The sequence below is a fragment of the Polaromonas sp. AET17H-212 genome (assembly GCF_002379085.1).
Classification (GTDB): domain Bacteria; phylum Pseudomonadota; class Gammaproteobacteria; order Burkholderiales; family Burkholderiaceae_C; genus Polaromonas.
Genome location: NZ_NBZW01000006.1, coordinates 1 through 17488, shown reverse-complemented (window position 1 = coordinate 17488; position 17488 = coordinate 1). Strand labels below are relative to the sequence as shown.

Here is a 17488-nt window from a genome sequence, read left to right as displayed (position 1 = left end):
AACTGGGTGTCACCCGTCGATTCTGATAAAAAAAGCCTTCCAGCCCTTATTCAATGGGCGCGGTAAGCTATCAAAAACAGAGCAGTCTTGATGCCGAGCCCGGTCATGAGCAGCGAGCCCAGCACATGCAGCGCGGCCGTGCCCAGCGCCAGGCCGTAACGCTCTTCCAGCAGGAAGGTGACGACTTCGGCGGAAAAGGAGGAAAACGTGGTGAGCCCGCCCAGAAAGCCGGTCACCAGCATCAGGCGCCAGACCGGGTCGAGCTGCGGCAGGGACTGGAAAATGGCCAGGCAGATGCCAATCAGGTAGCCGCCAATCAGGTTGGCGGCCAGCGTGCCCCAGGGAATGAGGCCGCCCGGCGTGAGCCACAGCGCCAGGCCCCAGCGGGCCAGTGCGCCCACAGAGGCGCCGATGCAGATGGCAAAGACCGGGTAGAACATGGCCATGGGTTTCGTGGGTTGAGCGGGGCTGGCGCTAGCGGCTCATCTGCTCTGGCAGCCAGGTGACGATGCCGGGAAACACATACACCAGCGCCACCGCCGCGCACATCAGGAAGAACATCGGCAGGGTGACCTTGGCGATCCAGGGCAGCTCGCGGCCGGTCATGCCCTGCAGCACAAACAGGTTGAAGCCGACCGGCGGTGTGATCTGCGCCATCTCGACCACCAGCACGATGAAGATGCCGAACCAGATCGGGTCGATGCCGGCTTTCTGGATGGTCGGCATCAGCACACCCATGGTCAGCACGACCATGGAGATGCCGTCGAGAAAGCAGCCGAGCACGATGAAGAAGAAGGTCAGCGCCAGGATCAGCTGGCCCTGGCTCAGGCCCAGCGAGGCAATCCATTCGGCCAGGTGGCGCGGCAGGCCGATGTAGCCCATGGACAGCGTCAGAAAGGCCGCACCGGCCAGGATCAGCGCGATCATGCAGTACAGCCGCGTGGCGCCCATCAGGGCCTCGCGGAAGGTGGACCAGCTCATGGATCCCTGCAGCGCGGAGATGACCAGGGCCCCCACCACGCCGATGGCCGCCGCCTCGGTGGCCGTGGCAATGCCGGAGTAGATGGAGCCGAGCACGGCGGCAATCAGCAGCACCACGGGAATCAGTGCGCGTGAGGCCGAGAGCTTTTGCAGAAAAGTCGTTTTGGCGTCGGCCGGAGGGATCTGGCCAGGATTGCGCAGGGCCCAGACCACGATGTAACCCGAAAACAGCAAGGCCAGCATGAGGCCGGGAAGCACCCCCGCAATGAACAGCTTGGCAATCGACACCTCGGCCGAAACGCCATAGACGATCATGATGATGGATGGCGGAATCAGCAGGCCCAGCGTGCTGGCGCCGGCCAGCGTGCCGACAATCATGTGTTCGGGGTAGCCGCGGCGCTTGAGTTCGGGCAAGGTCATCTTGCCGATGGTGGCGCAGGTCGCCGCGCTCGAGCCCGACACCGCTGCAAAAATCGTGCAGCCCACCACGTTGGTGTGCAGCAGCCGGCCCGGCAGGGCCTGCATCCAGGGCGCCAGGCCCTTGAACATGTCCTGCGACAGCCGGGTGCGAAACAGGATTTCGCCCATCCAGATGAACAGGGGCAGGGCCGTCAGCGTCCAGCTCGACGCCGACCCCCAGATGGTCACCGCCATGGCGTCGCCGGCCACGCGCGAGGTGAACAGCTGCATGCCTATCCAGGCCACGCCCGACAGCGTCAGGCCAATCCAGACGCCGGTGCCCAGGATGAAAAAGAGGGAGAGCACCAGCAGGGCCATGATGGTCAGGTCGTTCATGGGGTCCTTATTCGTTGCGCAGCGCTTCGCTGCTGGTGATGCTTATCCGGCGGCCCTGGATCTCGAGCACCAGCTCGTCGATGAAGGCCACCACCAGGATGACCGCGCCAAAAGCCATGGCCAGTTGCGGAATCCACAGCGGCGTGGCGTCACTGCCGGTGGAGATGTCGTTGAACACGCGCGACTGCCAGGCCAGCTTGCAGCTGTAGGCGGCAAACAGCAGGGCCAGCAGCGTGGCCAGGCCCAGGGCCCAGAGTTCCAGCGCTTTTTTCCAGCGGCCGCGCAGGGCGTTGACCAGCAGGGTGACGCGGATGTGCTCGCCGCGTTTGAGGGTGTGCGCCAGCGCGAGGAAGCCGCTGGCGGCCATCAGGTAGCCGGCGTAGGCATCGGTGCCCGGTACATGGAAATGCAACTGCCGGCTGACGACGGACAGCAGCACCATGACCAGCAGGCCCACCAAAAAAAGCGCCGCCAGGGCGGCGGCGCTGTCGTAAATGCCGTCAAGCAGCTTGCGCATGTTGGCGGTTTACTTGCGGTAGGCGTCAACGATGGCCTGGCCTTCAGGTCCGGCTTTGTCCAGCCATTCCTTGAGCATCACGTCGCCGACTTTTTTCAGGTCGGCCTTGAGCGCGGGAGATGGCGGCAGCACCTGCATGCCGTTGGCCTTGAGGGTTTCCAGCGTCTTGGTGTTGACGGCCTGGCTGGCTGCCCAGCCGCGTGTTTCAGCGTCCGCCGCTGCCTTGAGCACCGCCTGCTTGGTGGGGCCGTCGAGGGCGTCGAAAGCCGCCTTGTTGACGATCACCGCATTCTTGGGCAGCCAGGCCTGGGTGTCGTAGTAATACTTGAGGTGTTCATACAGCTTGCTGTCCACGCCGGTGGCACCGGAAGTCATGGTGGACTCGACCACGCCGGTCGCCAGTGCCTGGGAGAACTCGGCGGCCTGCACCGTCACGGGCTGGGCACCCACCAGTTCGGCGATACGCGCGGTGGCGGGGCTGTAGGCGCGCCACTTGATGCCCTTCAGGTCGGCTGCCGAGGCCAGCGGCTTTTTGGAGTAGATGCCCTGCGGTGGCCAGGCCACCGCATACAGCAACTGGATCCCCTGCTCGCCCAGCTTCTTTTGCAGCGCCGGCTTCTGGGCCTGGTAGAGCTTCATGGCGCTGGGGTAGCCTTCGGCCAGGAAAGGCAGGCCGTCCGTGCCGAAGATGGCCCACTCGTTCTGGAAGTTGGCCAGCAGAATTTCACCAGCCTGGGCCTGGCCGCCCTGAACAGCGCGCTTGATTTCGGGCGCCTTGAACAGCGAGGCGTTGGCATGCACCGTGATCTTGAGCTTGCCGCCGCTGGCCTTGTCCACGTCGTTGGCGAACTGCACCAGGTTTTCACTGTGGAAGTTGGTCGCCGGGTAGCCCGCGGGCAGGTCCCACTTGGTCTGGGCAAACGAGACGCCGGTGGCAAGGGCCAGGCTGGTGGCAAGGGTCAAGAGGCGAAGCTTCATGGTGACTCCATTGGTTGTATTGATGGGACGGACTTTACGCGGCTAAAGACGGAATGATGATGGGTGTTTCCCCTAAGTGTCAACAATTCGTTGATAAATTGTCATTCATCTGCCTACAATCTGCAGCATGCAACATCAATGCCAACAGGAGTGGTGCCATGTCAAAAAAGCCGCTGGATAAGGCTGCGGGCCCGGAGCGCTCGCCCATCGTTTCTTCTGCGCACCTGGTATCGCCACACAGCTCGGAGATGAGTGAGTTTGAATTCGGGTTGATCGTGGCCGGTAACGCCTTTCACCGGTGGATCGTGCACTGCATGAGTGCGGCCGGCCTCAAGGACCTGACGCCGCTTGATGTTTTGGTGCTCCACCATGTGACGCACCGAGCGCGAGACAAGCGGCTGGCGGACATCTGTTTCATCATGAACGTCGAAGACACGCACCTGATCAACTATTCGCTCAAGAAACTGCTCAACCTCGGGGTGGTGGAGTCCAGCAAAAACGGCAAGGAGGTCACCTATGCATCGACGGAAGCAGGTCGTGCCCATGTGCAGCGCTACCGTGAAATCCGTGAGTCCTGCCTGATTGATGCGATGAATGCAGATGACGGATTGAACCGCGATATTGGCGAGCTGGCGCGTCTGCTGCGCGTGCTCTCCGGCATGTATGACCAGGCTGCGCGGGCTGCAGCCTCCCTTTAAGAAACCATCAAGGCAACGAACATGGCAATGGCAACCGCAACCGCAACCGCAATGGAAAAGAAGCGCTGGCAGTTCTGGATAGACCGCGGCGGCACATTCACCGACATCGTGGCCAAGCAGCCCGACGGGTCGCTGGTCACGCACAAGCTGCTGTCCGAGAACCCCGAGCAATACCGCGACGCTGCCGTGGCCGGCATTCGGCACCTGCTGGGCCTGAAGGCCGGCGAGCCGATTCGCGCCGACCTGGTCGACTGCGTGAAGATGGGCACCACCGTGGCCACCAATGCCCTGCTCGAACGCAAGGGCGAGCCGACCCTGCTGGTGACCACGCGCGGCTTTCGTGACGCGCTGCGCATTGCCTACCAGAACCGCCCGCGGCTGTTCGACCGCCATATCGTGCTGCCCGAGCTGCTTTACAGCGCCGTGGTGGAAGCCCAGGAACGCATCGGTGCCCAGGGTGAGGTGCTGCAGGCACTCGACGAAGCGCTATTAAAACAGGAGCTGGCGGCGCAATACCAGAAAGGGTTGCGCAGTGTTGCGATTGTCTTCATGCACGGCTACCGCTACACCGACCATGAAAAGGCAGCCAGCCGCATTGCCCGCGAGCTCGGCTTCACGCAGGTCAGCTCCTCGCACGAGACCAGCCCGATGATGAAGTTCGTCAGCCGCGGCGACACCACGGTGGTCGATGCCTACCTCTCGCCCATCCTGCGCCGTTATGTGGAGCAAGTCGCCGGCGAGATGCCGGGCGTGAAACTGTTTTTCATGCAGTCGTCCGGCGGTCTGACCGATGCCCATGTGTTCCAGGGCAAGGACGCGATCCTGAGCGGCCCGGCCGGCGGCATCGTCGGTATGGCGCGCACCGCCGCGATTGCCGGCATCGATAAAGTCATCGGTTTCGACATGGGCGGCACCTCCACCGACGTGTCGCACTACGCCGGTGAGTTCGAGCGCGAGTTTGAAACCCAGGTCGCCGGCGTGCGCATGCGTGCGCCCATGATGAGCATCCACACGGTGGCGGCCGGCGGCGGTTCCATCCTCAAGTTCGACGGTGAACGTTTTCGTGTCGGGCCGCAGAGCGCCGGCGCCAATCCCGGGCCGGCCAGCTACCGCCGCGGCGGACCGCTGGCCGTCACCGATGCCAATGTGATGCTGGGAAAAGTCCAGCCGCGTTATTTTCCCAAGGTGTTCGGCCCGAAGGCGGACGAGGCGCTGAGTGATGAAGTGGTGCAGGAGAAGTTCAAGGGACTGGCCGTGCAGACCGGCCGCAGCGTTGAGGTCGTGGCCGAGGGTTTCATCAACATCGCGGTGCAGCAGATGGCCAACGCCATCAAGAAAATATCGGTTGCACGCGGTTATGACGTAACGCGTTACACCTTGCAGTGTTTCGGTGGTGCCGGCGGCCAGCACGCCTGCCTGGTCGCCGATGCGCTGGGCATGACGCGGGTGTTCGTGCATCCGCTGGCCGGTGTGCTGAGCGCCTACGGCATGGGCCTGGCCGACCAGAACGTGATTCGCGAGCAGGCGGTGGAGCTCAAGCTGTCGCCGTCGGCCTTGCTGGACGTGGCGGACAAGCTCGACGCGCTGGCGGCCACCGCGCGGGCCGAACTGCAGCGCCAGCAGGTCAGCACGGGCGCCATCACCATGCACCGCCGCGTGCATGTGCGTTACGAGGGCAGCGATTCGGCGCTGGTGGTTCCCTTCGGCAGGCTGGACCAGATCGAGGCCAGTTTTGAAGCCGCCTATCGCCAGCGTTTTGCCTTCCTGATGCAGGGCAAGGGCCTGGTGGTGGAGGCCGTGTCGGTCGAGGCGGTGGTGGCTGGCGACGCGCCGGTCGAGCCGCGGCACCTCACGCATGAACCGCGCGAGGTGCCGCGCCGCGAAACCGTGCGCATGTATTCGGGCGGCCAGTGGCACGACGCGGCCCTGGTGGTGCGGGAAGACCTGCAGCCCGGCGACATCATTTCCGGCCCGGCCATCATTGCCGAGAAAAACGCCACCACCGTGGTCGAGCCCGGCTGGGAAGCCGCGCTCACGGCACTCGATCATCTGGTGCTGGACCGGCGGGCCGAGCGTGCGATCAAGTTTGCAGCCGGCACGACGGTGGACCCGGTGCTGCTGGAGGTGTTCAACAACCTGTTCATGAACATCGCCGAGCAGATGGGCCTGCAGCTGCAGAACACCGCCTACTCGGTCAACATCAAGGAGCGGCTGGACTTCAGCTGTGCGCTGTTCGACACCGAAGGCAACCTGATTGCCAATGCACCGCACATGCCGGTGCACCTGGGCTCCATGGGCGAGAGCATCAAGACGGTGATCCGCGAGAACGCCGGAAAGATGCAGTCGGGTGATGTCTATGTGCTCAACGACCCCTACCACGGCGGCACGCATTTGCCCGACATCACGGTGATCACGCCGGTCTACCTCGGCAGCGCGGACTTGCCGACCTTTTATGTCGGCTCGCGGGGTCACCATGCGGACATCGGCGGCACCACGCCGGGCTCCATGCCGCCGTTTTCCACGCGCATCGAGGAAGAGGGCGTGCAGATCAACAACGTCAAGCTGGTCGAACGCGGTGTGCTGCGCGAGGTCGAGATGGTGGCACTGCTGAAAAGCGGCCAATACCCTTCGAGGAACCCGCAGCAGAACATGGCCGACCTGAAGGCGCAGATCGCTGCCAATGAAAAAGGCGTGCAGGAACTGCGCAAGATGGTGGACACCTTCAGCCTGGAGGTGGTGCTGGCCTACATGCGCCATGTGCAGGACAACGCCGAAGAGTCGGTGCGCCGCGTGATCACCAAGCTGAAAGACGGCGCTTTCACGCTGCCGCTGGACAACGGTGCGCAGATCCAGGTGGCGATCCGGGTGGACACGAAAAACCGCAGCGCCGAGATTGACTTCACCGGCACCTCGCCCCAGCAGGGCAACAACTTCAATGCACCGACGGCGGTGTGCATGGCGGCGGTGCTGTATGTGTTCCGCACGCTGGTGGACGACGACATCCCGCTCAACGCGGGTTGCCTGAAGCCGCTGAAGGTCATCATTCCGGCCGGCTCCATGCTGAACCCGAACCCGCCGGCCTCGGTGGTGGCGGGCAACGTGGAGACCTCCACCTGCATCACCAATGCGCTGTACGGCGCACTCGGTGTGATGGCGGCCAGCCAGTGCACCATGAACAACTTCACCTTCGGCAACGAACGGCACCAGTATTACGAAACCATTTCGGGCGGCAGCGGTGCCGGCGAGGGCTTCGACGGCACCTCGGTTGTGCAGACGCACATGACCAATTCGCGCCTGACCGACCCCGAGGTGCTGGAGTTCCGCTTCCCGGTGCGGCTGGAAAGTTACGAGATCCGCCAGGGTTCGGGCGGCGCCGGGCGCTGGACGGGCGGCAGCGGCGGCGTGCGGCGCGTGCGTTTCCTCGAAGCCATGACTGCGAGCATTCTGTCGAATGGCCGCAAACACGGCGCGTTTGGCATGGCCGGGGGGGAGCCGGGCCAGATCGGCCGCAATGTCGTGGTGCGCGCCAACGGGCCGATCGAGGCGCTGGACCACATCGGCCAGGCCGAGATGTTGCCCGGTGACATCTTTGAGATCCACACGCCGGGGGGCGGCGGCTTCGGCAAGCCGTGAGGCTCTGCCCCGTTCGATGATGTGTGGTAAAAAATGCTTGCAGCCCCTATTGCACGGGCGCAAGCAGCTATCAATTCAGGAGTCATCGACATGGATGGGGCATTCCCGGACAACTACCGCTTTCTGGCCCGCTACAACCGCTGGATGAACCAGCGTCTTTATGACGCATGTGAGGCGCTCAGCGACGAGGAACGCAAGCGCCAGCGCGGCGCGTTTTTCGGCTCCATCCACCACACGCTGACACACCTGGTGCTGGCCGACAAGATGTGGCTGCACCGCTTTGCCTCGCAGGAAACCCGATTCGCCGCGCTGCCCACGGCCGCGCTGGCCCTGCCTGAAGGCTCGGACTACACCAGCGACCTGCACCCCGACTGGCAGGATCTGCGGCAAACCCGCGCTGCACTGGACGAGGTGATTGAGCGCTGGCTGGCGGAGATGACGCCGGACTTCCTGACCAGCACCATGACTTACGCCAACACCAAGGGCGTGCCGCGCGCCCACCCGGCCTGGCAGGCGATGACGCATTTTTTCAACCACCAGACGCACCACCGCGGGCAGGCGACCACGCTGCTGATGCAGGCTGGGGTGGATGTGGGGGTGACGGACCTGATTGCGCTGGTGTAAGCAGGGGCTCCTGCTATTCTTCCGGCGGCTGCCGTCGCTGCCTGTGCTTTCTTGGCCCCCCGGCGTGGCGCTGGCCCGCTCCGGAGTTCCTTCACTTCGTGGCAAGTCCCCCTCAAATTGCCCGCGTCAAATACACCGCTTCGCGCCCGACAATCGGCTCCCGGGTTGGCATGAACACCGTGCAGCCGTCGCACGGTGAACGCACTTCTTCAGCGCTGCCGTCGGTGGCGATCAGCTCGCCCTTGTGGAAGGTTTCAAAACCGAGCAGGGGCTTGACGAAGCGGAACTCGCTGGTCAGCACCATGCGGGTTTGCAGCAGCTCAAAGCGGCGTTGCGCGGGCAGCGCGGACGGCGCCGGGGTGTGTTCGATCAGGCCAAAATGCGCCAAAAAATCCAGCGTCACCTGGGTCGCCACATCGGCCGCGCTTTGGGCAAAGTGCTGGCCGCATTCAACCACCAGCGCCGCGCCGGCGTTGCTGCCCTGTTGGCCATGGCGGCCGTGCTGGATCAGGGGTGTGCCCGAGCCCAAACCGTCCGGCATCACGAGGTGGACGGAAGGCCTGCCTATGGCTTGCGCGACGGCGGCGTTGCGCTCGAAGGCGGGGTAGACCCAGAAGGGCTCAACGGCGTGCGAGGTCGAGTGAATGTCCAGGATGTGGTCGGCCGCTGCAATCACCGGGCGCAACTCGCGTGCGCGGCGCAGCTCCGGGCTGTCTTCGGGGCCGTCCAGCCACTCGTCCGACCAGACGCGATTCAGGTTGTGAACGACCTGGCGGTTGTCGTAGGGCTGGTCGGGGTTGAAGGCGTTGTAGGCCTCGATATGCGCAAAGCTGACGGTGAGCGTGCCGATCAGCGGCCTGATGCCGGCATCCAGCAGGTGGGTGGCCGCGACCATGCCGCAGATCTCGTTGCCGTGGGTCAGCGCGTTGACCAGCAGGTGCGGGCCTGGCCGGCCCGAGGCGAAGCGGTGAACGTAGTCGACACCGGTGTTGCCCGCCCGGTAGGCAGACAGGTCGCGCGGCAGCACTTCGAGGGGCAGTTCAGTGGTCAATGGAGTCCTTGGGGCGTGGAGGTTGGCGGCGCTTTGCGTCGATGGATGCTACATAAATAATAGCTGAATATCGCGTATGGACTGAGGCGACAGGGCGGTTTTTCATCAAGATGGCGTGTTGCGCAGGCCCGGTGCGGCCAGGCGCTGCAGCGTTTCGGCGGCGACCGCCGGGTGCGCCACGGCATGTGGGCCAACACCTGGGGGCAGGGCGACGGCGAGCAGCAGGTCGTCCCGTGGCCTGACGCCCATCAGCAGCAGCCGGCCGGGCCGCAAACGCTGGCGCTGCTGCCCGGCGCGCCGTCAAACGGCAGGCTGGTGCCGCAGCCTTCAAAAATGCCGTAGTGCATGTCGAAGTTGCCGATGAAGCTGAAGTGCGGTGCCAGCCGCGTGCCCTGCAGCATGTGCCAGGTGTTGCCGCAGACCGGGAAGACCTTGCCGGTCTGGATGTCGTGGTGTTTGTCGAGCACAAAGCGGCCGGCCTGGCCGGGGATGCTGCCCTGGTAAATCACGGCCTGGCCGTAGTCCTCGCAGGCCGACTCCAGCGCGGCCAGCTTGAAGAGCCGCCAGGTGGCCGAATAAAAACGCAGGTTGCCGGTGCGCGCCGCGAGCTGCGGGTCGGTGATGTCCAGCGGCCGGTCGTCCACCAGGCGCGGGTCGGCAAAGCCGTGGTCCTGCGCGAGGCGTTCGAAGTCTTTCCAGTACAGCGCGCCGCCCAGGCATTCGCCATACAGCACCGGGTCGTTTTTCACCGCGGCCGGCACGCGGCGGTCCGCGTACACGTCGGAAAAGTAGAACTCGCCACCGGGTTTGAGCAGGCGCTGCACACCGGCGAGCACCGCGTCCTTGTCGGGCGAGAGGTTGACCACGCAGTTGGAGACGATCACGTCGAAGCTGCCGGGCGCCAGGCCCAGCTCGTCCAGCCGCTCGATGTAGCCGTGCAGAAACGCCACATTGCTGTAGCCGAACAGTGCCGCATGGTGGTCCTGGTGCGCGCGTGCCACGGCCAGCTGTTCATCGGTCATGTCCACGCCGACCACGGAGCCGGTGGGTCCGACCAGCTGCGCCAGCGCATAGACATCGCGGCCCGAGCCGCAGCCGAGGTCCAGCACGCGGCAGCCTTCGAGCAGCGGCGGGCAGACCAGGCCGCAGCCGTAATAACGCGACAACACCTCGGGGTGGATGCGTGCCAGCAGCGGCTTGAGCCACGCCGGCATGCTGCTGGCGTCGCAGCAGGCGCTGGTCTTGAGATCTGCCGTGCCCTGCAGCTGGCGGCCGTAGTAGTCGGTGACGATGTCGTAGGTGTGGCTGTCGTTGCCGTTGTAATTGCTCATGGGCGTTCTTCCGGAAATGAGTTTGCTATTGAATCAGGAGCTGCTGGCGCTTGTACCGATTGGGCTGGAGGCCGATTTTGTTTGATGTTTCGGGGCCACAAGCCGGCCGGCAGGTGGGCCAGGTCCGCCGCTTCGTCGATGTCGTGCAGCATCGGCCCCTGCCACACGCGCAGGCCCAGCGCGGCCAGGCGCTGCAGTGTTTCGGCGGCGACCGCCGGGGTGCTCCACGCCATGTGTCTGAAGATGGCGGGACAGGGGGCCTGCAGGCCGATCAGCACGTAACCGCCGTCGGCCACCGGCAGCAACACGGCGTCGTGTTGCGTCAGTTGCCGGGCCGCCTCGCGCAGGTACGCGCTGCCAAGCGCCGGGCAGTCGGTGCCGATCAGCAGCACCGGACCCGGGTGCAGGCTGAGGGCGCGCTGCATCGCGCGGTCCATGCGTTCACCGAGGTCGCCTTCGCCCTGCGCCGTGCAGTCCACACCGGCAGGCAGAACCACGCCGCGCCAGGCCGGGTCACCGGGCGCCGGGCTCATGCACAGCTCCACCGCGTCCAGGCCGGCCGCGAGGGCCTGTTGCAGCGTGTGCGCCAGCATGGCGCGCGCCAGTTCTGCCGCGCCGTCCGCACCCAGCGCGGGAATCAGCCGGGTCTTGACGGCGCCGGGCTGCGGCGCCTTGGCAAAAATCACCAGGCGGGTGTTCATCGGTACAACTCGGCCAGCCGCTCGGGCGCCGCGCCGCGCCAGTAGGCCCAGCGCAGCCGCCACATCAGCAGCACGGTGCGCCAGACGCCACGGCTTTCCCAGCGCCGGCCCGAGGTCTGCACTTTGGCCCTCAAGCAGGCCGGGCGCGACAGCTTCAGCAGGCGCCGGGACATTTCGATGTCTTCCATCAGCGGCTGGACCGGGAAACCGCCGACGGCCTCGAACGTCGCGCGTGTCATGAACATCGCCTGGTCGCCGGTGGCGATGCCGGTCAGCCGCGAGCGCAGGTTCATCAAGGCGGCGATGAGCTTGAGCATGGCGGGGCGGCCGGTGATGGACACATCAAAACGGCCCCAGACCCGCAAACCGCTCGCCAGGGCCTGGCTGATCAGTTCGTCGGCGCCGGCGGGCAGCTGGGTGTCGGCATGCAGAAACAGCAACACCTCACCGCGGGACTGCGCTGCCCCCGCGTTCATCTGCAGCGCGCGGCCGCGCGCTGCATTGACGAGTTGCGCGCCGCCGGCCCGCGCCAGCGCGGCGCTGTGGTCACGGCTGCCGCCATCGGCCACGATGAGTTCGGCACCACGTGCCCGCAGCGCTGCCAGCGCCTGCAGGGCCGCGCCCAGGCCAGCCGCTTCATTGAGGACGGGCAAAACCACGGACAGGCGCAACGGTGCCATGACGCTGTCAGTGCTCCAGCGCGCCGCCGCAGCTGCTGCCCTGGCCGGCGGTGCAGCCATAACAGTGGCCGGCCACGCGGATGGGCTGCTCATTGATCCCGCTGCTGAGCAGGTCGCGCAGATGGCGCTGCAGGCCCGTGGTGCCCAGCGGCAGGCCGAGCTGCTGGTTGAAGTCGCAGTCGGACAGCCAGCCTTGCCAGTCCACGCTGACCGTGTTGCGGCACATCACGCCGGCCAGGTTCTGTTGCTGGAAGCTGCCCTTGAGCAAGTCCATGTAGCCGTCAAACGTGCCTTTGGACACCAGGGTCGAGCCAAAACGCTGGATGGGCATGTTGGTCAGCGCGTACAGCTCGTTGAAAACAATGCCGAAATGCGCCAGCAGCTCGCGCTTGTAGTCGGCCTGCAGCGCCTGCTGCTCCGGCGGCAGCGACGGGCCCTGCGGGTTGTAGACCAGGTTCAGCGACAGGCCGGAGCCGGCCTGGCCGTAGCCGAGCTGGTTGAGTTTTTGCAGCGCGGCAATGCTCAGGTCGAACACGCCTTCGCCGCGCTGCTTGTCGACATTGGCGGCCGAGTAGCAGGGCATGGAGGCCACGATGTCCACCCCTTGTTCCGCCAGGAATTCGGCCAGCCCGTCCTGGCCGGGCTCGAACAGGATGGTGAGGTTGCAGCGGTCGATCACACGCACACCTTGCGCCCGCACGCTGCGCACCAGGTCGCGAAAGCCCGCGTGCAGTTCGGGCGCGCCGCCGGTCAGGTCCAGCGTGCGCAGGCCACGCGCGGCCAGCACCTGCGGGATCAGCGCCAGGGTGTCGGCGTCCATCATTTCGGTGCGGTTCGGCCCGGCATTGACATGGCAATGCAGGCAGCTCTGGTTGCATTTGTAGCCGAGGTTGACCTGCAGGGTGTCGAGCTGTCCGCGGCGGATGGCCGGGAAGGGCGTTTTTTTCAGCAGGGGAAGGGTGTCATGCATACATGGAGGTCCGTTGCAGTTCAGGGCAGGAGCGCGGCCAGGCGCGCACGCACCTCGGGGGCCATGGCGTCGGGCTGGGTGACCAGCGCGTTGTGCAGCGCGGTGTGGGCCTCGCTGGCAGGTTGTTCGGCGCCCAGCAGGCGTATCGCCTCGGCCACCACCTGCTGGGCGCGGCCCGCGTTTTTCAGCAGGTTGGCCAGCGCCATGTTGGCGTTGACCTGGGCCTCGCGCGGGTGCCAGCAATCGAAGTCGGTGACCATGGCCAGCGTGGTGTAGGCGATTTGCGCCTCGCGGGCGAGTTTGGCCTCGGGCATGTTGGTCATGCCAATCACGCCGGCACCCATGCTGCGGTACCAGCGGGATTCGGCTAGGCTGGAGAACTGCGGGCCCTCGATGCACACATAGGTGCCGCCTTCGTGCAGGGTGACGCCGTGGCCCGGGGCATCGGCGGCCAGCACGCTGCGCACCGCCCGCGCCAGCACGCCGGCGGTCGCGGGGCAGACCGGCTGGGCCATGGAGACATGGGCGACCGCACCCTTGCCGAAAAAAGTGCTGTCGCGGCGTTTGGTCAGGTCGATGAACTGGTCGGGCAGCACCATGTCCAGCGGCTTGAAATCCTCGCGCAGCGAACCCACGGCCGAGACCGAGACCAGGTAACGCACGCCGAGCTGCTTCATGGCGTGGATGTTGGCGCGGTAAGGCACTTCGAAGGGCAGCAGGCGGTGGCCACGCGCATGACGGGCCAGGAACACGGCCGGAACGCCGTGGACGTTGCCGGTGACCAGCACGTCGGAGGGTGCACCCCAGGGCGTGTCCATCACCTGCTCCTGCGCGTTCTCGAGCGCGTCCATCTGGTAGAGGCCGCTGCCTCCGATGATGCCTACCAGTGCCTGGGTCATGCTTGCGGTTTCCTTGTTGACGTTAGACTGCTTGCGGGCGCCGGTTCAGGACCAGTTGCCTGTCTTTCGATTCTGAGCGAGTTTTGCAGCCGGCGTTATGCGTCGGGTGTGAAAACCCTTTTTCAACTTGGTCGCCTCCGGGCGGGACTTCTTACACCGTAAGCGCGTGTTTTCGTAAGAATCAGTGGTTTCGTCCGACTTAACAGCAAGAACAACCCAGAGGACAGAGGACGGCCTTGAATTCACGCAAACTTTTCATCGCCGCGCTGCTGCTGGCGGGCATAGGCGCCTTTTTTGCGCTGGATCTGGGGCGTTACCTGAGTCTGGCCTTCCTCAAGGACAGCCAGGCGTCTTTCCAGGCGGTGTTTGAACAGAAGCCGGTGTGGGTGACGCTGGTGTTTTTTGCCGTTTACGTGGCTGTCACCGGCCTGTCGCTGCCCGGCGCCGTCATCATGACGCTGGCGGCCGGCGCCGGCTTTGGCCTGCTGCTCGGGACCATCGTGGTGTCTTTCGCTTCGACCCTGGGGGCGACGCTGGCCATGCTGGCGGCGCGTTACCTGCTGCGGGACAGCATCCAGGCCCGTTTCGGCAAGCGGCTGGACGAGATCAACAAGGGCATCGAGAAAGAAGGCGCGTTTTACCTGTTCTCGCTGCGGCTGATCCCGGCCGTGCCGTTTTTTGCCCTCAACCTGCTCATGGGCCTGACCCGCATCCGGACCTGGACCTACTTCTGGGTCAGCCAGCTCGGCATGCTGGCCGGCACCGTGGTGTATGTGAATGCCGGCACGCAGATCGCGAAGATCGATTCACTGCAGTCGATTGCCTCGCCGGCGCTGATCGGCTCGTTTGTGCTGCTCGGCGTGTTGCCGCTGGCGGTCAACAAGGTGCTGCAGTTTCTCAAGCGCCGCCAGGTCTACGCGCGCTGGGCCAAGGTACGCCCCGCGCGGTTTGACCGCAACCTCATCGTGATCGGCGCCGGCGCCGGTGGCCTGGTGTCGGCCTACATCGCCGCGGTGGTCAAGGCCAGGGTGACGCTGGTCGAGGCCCACAAGATGGGCGGCGACTGCCTGAATTACGGCTGCGTGCCGTCCAAGGCGCTGATCCGCAGCGCCAAACTCGCGCACCAGATGAGCCATGGTGCCAGTTATGGCCTGAGCGACAGCACGCCGGTGTTCAGTTTCAAGGCGCTGATGCAGAGGATTCAGGCGGTCATCCGCGCGATTGAACCGCATGACAGCGTCGCGCGTTACACCGGCCTGGGGGTGGAGGTGCTGCAAGGTCATGCACGCATCGTCAACCCATGGACTGTCGAGATCACCCTCAACGAAGGCGGCACCCAGACCCTGACAACACGCAGCATCGTGATCGCGGCGGGTGCGCGGCCCGTCGTGCCGCCGCTGCCGGGGCTGGACGACACCGGCTACCTCACCAGCGACACCCTGTGGGACGCCTTCGCGCAACTCGACGAGGTGCCGCGGCGGCTGGTGATCCTGGGCGGCGGCCCGATCGGCTGTGAACTGGCGCAGGCCTTCGCCCGGCTCGGCGCGCAGGTCACGCAGGTCGAGATGGCGCCGCGCCTGATGGTGCGCGAAGATGAGGAGGTGTCGGAACTGGCGCGCCAGGCACTGGCCGCCGATGGCGTGTCGGTGCTGACCGGCCACCAGGCGCTGCGCTGCGAAACATCCGGTGGTGTGAAAACGCTGGTCGTCGAACACGGCGGCAGTCAACAGCGCCTGGCGTTTGACCAGTTGGTCTGCGCCGTCGGGCGGGTCGCACGCCTGCAGGGCTACGGGCTGGAGGAACTCGGCATCCCGGTGCAACGCACGGTGGACACCAATGACTACCTGCAGACGATCTACCCCAACATCTATGCGGCGGGCGACGTCGCCGGACCCTACCAGCTCACCCATGTGGCGGCGCACCAGGCCTGGTACGCCGCGGTCAACGCGCTGTTTGGCGAGTTCAGGCTGTTCAAGGCCGACTATTCGGTGATTCCGTGGACCACCTTCATCGACCCTGAAGTTGCCCGCGTGGGCCTGAACGAGCAGGAGGCCAGGGAACAAGGCGTGGCCTTCGAAGTCACGCGTTACGGCATGGCCGACCTGGACCGCGCCATTGCCGATGGCGAGGCACGCGGTTTCGTCAAGGTGCTGACCGTGCCGGGCAAGGACACGATTCTGGGCGTGACCATTGTCGGCACACACGCGGGGGACCTGCTGGCCGAGTATGTGCTGGCCATGCGGCACGGCCTGGGGCTGAACAAGATTCTCTCCACCATCCACACCTACCCCACCCTGGCCGAGGCCAACAAATACGCGGCCGGCGAATGGAAACGCGCGCACCAGCCCACACGCCTGCTTGAATGGGTGCGCCGCTACCACGACTGGAAGCGGGGCTGACATGAAGCCCTGGCTGCGAGTGTTGCTCATCTCACTGCTGCTGCCCGTGGCTCAGGCGCAGACGCAGGGCCCGGCCCTCACCGCGTTTTCATCGGCCAGCGGCGAGCAGCCGCCGGTGCCCTGGCGCGTGGTGGGCGTGCCGGGCGGCAAGATCCCGCTGACCCGCTATGCCCTGGTCGAACTGGATGGGCGCAAGGTGCTGCGGGTCGAGGCGTCCCAGTCGTATGGCAACCTGGTGCATGACCTGCCTGCGCTGGTGCCCGAAGCCGGGCTGCGGCTGCGCTGGCGCTGGCGGCTGGACGAAGCGCTGCGCGGCGCCGACCTGCGCCGCCGTGAGGGCGACGACAGCCCGCTCAAGGTGTGTGCGCTGTTTGACATGCCACTGGCCAGGCTTGGCCTGATCGAGCGCAACCTGCTGCGCCTGGCGCGTGCGGCCAGCGGCGAGAAGCTGCCGTCGGCGACCCTGTGTTACGTCTGGGACGGCACGCTGGCGCCGGGGACCCTGCTGCCCAATGCCTACAGCGCGCGCGTGCGTTTCATCGTGCTGGACAGCGGCGAACAGCGCCTGGGCCAATGGGTCGCCCATTCGCGCGACCTGGGCGCTGATTTTCGCCGCGCCTTTGGCGAGGAAAGTGAGGCGGTGCCGCCGCTGCAGGCCGTGCTGGTGGGCGCCGATGCCGACAACACCGGTGGCCGCAGTCTGGGCCATGTCGGGGATGTCACACTGTCCCCATGACTTCCACTTCGAATGCACGCCCGGGCCTGAAACACCTGGTGCTGCTGGGCGCGGGCCATGCCCATGTGCATGTGCTGCACAGCCTGGCGAAAAACCGGCCGGCGGACCTGAACATCACCGTGATTGCCCCGTATCCGCGCCAGCTGTATTCCGGCATGGTGCCGGGTTTTGTGGCCGGGCATTACAGCCTGGACCAATGTGTCATTCCGCTGGCGGGCCTGCTGGCGGGCTGCGGTGCACGTTACATCGAAGGCAGCAGCGTGGCCCTGGATGCCGGGGCGAAGACCGTGACGCTGGCCAGCGGTGAGACCGTGGCCTGGGACTGGCTGAGCCTGAACACCGGCCCGGTGATGGACCGCGAACGCATCGAGGCGCAAATGCCCGGCGCGCGCGAACACGCCCTGTTTGTACGGCCCATTGAAGCCTTCGGCCAGTTGTGGCCGCAGGTGGCCGCCCTGGGCCGCAGCCGGCCGATTCATCTGGCGGTGGTGGGGG

General features: G+C 65.5%; 17 protein-coding genes. 6 read left to right on the top strand and 11 right to left on the bottom strand.

Translation table 11 applies throughout. From position 1 onward, the window contains the following. Positions 1-50: 50 nt before the first annotated feature. Genes crcB through B7G53_RS07030 form a run of 4 tightly spaced genes read right to left on the bottom strand, consistent with a single transcriptional unit; the run spans position 51 to position 3271 of the window. Positions 51-440 (bottom strand): fluoride efflux transporter CrcB, encoded by a 390-nt coding sequence (gene crcB / locus B7G53_RS07045; protein WP_096666025.1) that lies wholly within the window; start codon positions 438-440, stop codon positions 51-53. A gap of 34 nt (positions 441-474) precedes the next feature. Further along, positions 475-1776, bottom strand: a complete 1302-nt coding sequence (locus B7G53_RS07040; protein ID WP_096665657.1) for a TRAP transporter large permease — start codon at positions 1774-1776, stop codon at positions 475-477. Positions 1777-1783: 7 nt separating this feature from the next. After that, positions 1784-2293 carry a TRAP transporter small permease gene (locus B7G53_RS07035; RefSeq protein WP_096665654.1) on the bottom strand — a complete coding sequence of 170 codons (510 nt, stop codon included), beginning with the start codon at positions 2291-2293 and terminating at the stop codon, positions 1784-1786. A gap of 9 nt (positions 2294-2302) precedes the next feature. Then, positions 2303-3271 (bottom strand): TRAP transporter substrate-binding protein, encoded by a 969-nt coding sequence (locus B7G53_RS07030; RefSeq protein WP_096665651.1) that lies wholly within the window; start codon positions 3269-3271, stop codon positions 2303-2305. Positions 3272-3429: 158 nt separating this feature from the next. Between B7G53_RS07030 and B7G53_RS07025 the strand changes: the two genes are divergently transcribed. The 3 genes from B7G53_RS07025 to B7G53_RS07015 all read left to right on the top strand — a co-directional run bounded on the left by B7G53_RS07025 (position 3430) and on the right by B7G53_RS07015 (position 8226). Further along, positions 3430-3969: a winged helix DNA-binding protein gene (locus B7G53_RS07025; RefSeq protein ID WP_096665649.1), complete on the top strand. Its 540-nt coding sequence runs from the start codon at positions 3430-3432 to the stop codon at positions 3967-3969. A gap of 51 nt (positions 3970-4020) precedes the next feature. Next, positions 4021-7602, top strand: coding sequence for a hydantoinase B/oxoprolinase family protein (locus B7G53_RS07020; protein ID WP_096665646.1), 3582 nt, complete (start codon positions 4021-4023; stop codon positions 7600-7602). Positions 7603-7692: 90 nt separating this feature from the next. Further along, complete coding sequence (locus tag B7G53_RS07015; RefSeq protein ID WP_096665643.1) at positions 7693-8226, top strand: DinB family protein; 534 nt, start codon at positions 7693-7695, stop codon at positions 8224-8226. Positions 8227-8338: 112 nt separating this feature from the next. Here the strand turns inward: B7G53_RS07015 and B7G53_RS07010 are convergent, their stop codons facing one another. From B7G53_RS07010 to mtnP, 7 genes are all read right to left on the bottom strand, one after another. Further along, entirely contained in the window at positions 8339-9277 is a 939-nt protein-coding gene (locus B7G53_RS07010; RefSeq protein WP_096665640.1) for a succinylglutamate desuccinylase/aspartoacylase domain-containing protein, read from the bottom strand. A 105-nt stretch (positions 9278-9382) separates the two neighbouring features. Beyond that, positions 9383-9526 (bottom strand): hypothetical protein, encoded by a 144-nt coding sequence (locus B7G53_RS22825; protein ID WP_176491307.1) that lies wholly within the window; start codon positions 9524-9526, stop codon positions 9383-9385. Further along, positions 9526-10608 carry a methyltransferase domain-containing protein gene (locus B7G53_RS07005; RefSeq protein ID WP_096665637.1) on the bottom strand — a complete coding sequence of 361 codons (1083 nt, stop codon included), beginning with the start codon at positions 10606-10608 and terminating at the stop codon, positions 9526-9528. The genes B7G53_RS22825 and B7G53_RS07005 overlap by 1 nt, the downstream gene beginning before the upstream one ends. Beyond that, positions 10605-11309 carry a TIGR04282 family arsenosugar biosynthesis glycosyltransferase gene (locus B7G53_RS07000; RefSeq protein ID WP_096665634.1) on the bottom strand — a complete coding sequence of 235 codons (705 nt, stop codon included), beginning with the start codon at positions 11307-11309 and terminating at the stop codon, positions 10605-10607. The genes B7G53_RS07005 and B7G53_RS07000 overlap by 4 nt, the downstream gene beginning before the upstream one ends. After that, positions 11306-11989, bottom strand: coding sequence for a TIGR04283 family arsenosugar biosynthesis glycosyltransferase (locus B7G53_RS06995; RefSeq protein WP_096665631.1), 684 nt, complete (start codon positions 11987-11989; stop codon positions 11306-11308). The genes B7G53_RS07000 and B7G53_RS06995 overlap by 4 nt, the downstream gene beginning before the upstream one ends. A 7-nt stretch (positions 11990-11996) precedes the next feature. Continuing rightward, a complete protein-coding gene (gene arsS / locus B7G53_RS06990; protein ID WP_096665627.1) occupies positions 11997-12959 on the bottom strand; it encodes an arsenosugar biosynthesis radical SAM (seleno)protein ArsS in 963 nt (320 codons plus the stop codon). Positions 12960-12979: 20 nt separating this feature from the next. Beyond that, positions 12980-13858 carry an S-methyl-5'-thioadenosine phosphorylase gene (mtnP, locus tag B7G53_RS06985; RefSeq protein WP_096665624.1) on the bottom strand — a complete coding sequence of 293 codons (879 nt, stop codon included), beginning with the start codon at positions 13856-13858 and terminating at the stop codon, positions 12980-12982. A gap of 236 nt (positions 13859-14094) precedes the next feature. On the opposite strand from mtnP, the gene B7G53_RS06980 reads away from it, so the two are divergent. The 3 genes from B7G53_RS06980 to B7G53_RS06970 form a co-directional block, all read left to right on the top strand. Then, positions 14095-16257, top strand: a complete 2163-nt coding sequence (locus B7G53_RS06980) for an FAD-dependent oxidoreductase (RefSeq protein ID WP_096665621.1) — start codon at positions 14095-14097, stop codon at positions 16255-16257. A gap of 1 nt (position 16258) precedes the next feature. Beyond that, positions 16259-16993 carry a DUF3047 domain-containing protein gene (locus B7G53_RS06975; protein ID WP_096665617.1) on the top strand — a complete coding sequence of 245 codons (735 nt, stop codon included), beginning with the start codon at positions 16259-16261 and terminating at the stop codon, positions 16991-16993. Next, the coding region (locus B7G53_RS06970; RefSeq protein WP_369680273.1) for an NAD(P)/FAD-dependent oxidoreductase at positions 16990-17488 on the top strand (499 nt) is incomplete at its 3' end. The genes B7G53_RS06975 and B7G53_RS06970, both read left to right, overlap by 4 nt.

What these genes read in the sequence shown, in the direction of transcription:
- crcB (WP_096666025.1), bottom strand. Translation starts at nt 440, where the DNA reads ATGTTCTACCCGGTCTTTGCCATCTGCATCGGCGCCTCTGTGGGCGCA.
- B7G53_RS07040 (WP_096665657.1), bottom strand. Translation starts at nt 1,776, where the DNA reads ATGAACGACCTGACCATCATGGCCCTGCTGGTGCTCTCCCTCTTTTTC.
- B7G53_RS07035 (WP_096665654.1), bottom strand. Translation starts at nt 2,293, where the DNA reads ATGCGCAAGCTGCTTGACGGCATTTACGACAGCGCCGCCGCCCTGGCG.
- B7G53_RS07030 (WP_096665651.1), bottom strand. Translation starts at nt 3,271, where the DNA reads ATGAAGCTTCGCCTCTTGACCCTTGCCACCAGCCTGGCCCTTGCCACC.
- B7G53_RS07025 (WP_096665649.1), top strand. Translation starts at nt 3,430, where the DNA reads ATGTCAAAAAAGCCGCTGGATAAGGCTGCGGGCCCGGAGCGCTCGCCC.
- B7G53_RS07020 (WP_096665646.1), top strand. Translation starts at nt 4,021, where the DNA reads ATGGAAAAGAAGCGCTGGCAGTTCTGGATAGACCGCGGCGGCACATTC.
- B7G53_RS07015 (WP_096665643.1), top strand. Translation starts at nt 7,693, where the DNA reads ATGGATGGGGCATTCCCGGACAACTACCGCTTTCTGGCCCGCTACAAC.
- B7G53_RS22825 (WP_176491307.1), bottom strand. Translation starts at nt 9,526, where the DNA reads ATGGGCGTCAGGCCACGGGACGACCTGCTGCTCGCCGTCGCCCTGCCC.
- B7G53_RS07005 (WP_096665637.1), bottom strand. Translation starts at nt 10,608, where the DNA reads ATGAGCAATTACAACGGCAACGACAGCCACACCTACGACATCGTCACC.
- B7G53_RS07000 (WP_096665634.1), bottom strand. Translation starts at nt 11,309, where the DNA reads ATGAACACCCGCCTGGTGATTTTTGCCAAGGCGCCGCAGCCCGGCGCC.
- B7G53_RS06995 (WP_096665631.1), bottom strand. Translation starts at nt 11,989, where the DNA reads ATGGCACCGTTGCGCCTGTCCGTGGTTTTGCCCGTCCTCAATGAAGCG.
- arsS (WP_096665627.1), bottom strand. Translation starts at nt 12,959, where the DNA reads ATGCATGACACCCTTCCCCTGCTGAAAAAAACGCCCTTCCCGGCCATC.
- mtnP (WP_096665624.1), bottom strand. Translation starts at nt 13,858, where the DNA reads ATGACCCAGGCACTGGTAGGCATCATCGGAGGCAGCGGCCTCTACCAG.
- B7G53_RS06975 (WP_096665617.1), top strand. Translation starts at nt 16,259, where the DNA reads ATGAAGCCCTGGCTGCGAGTGTTGCTCATCTCACTGCTGCTGCCCGTG.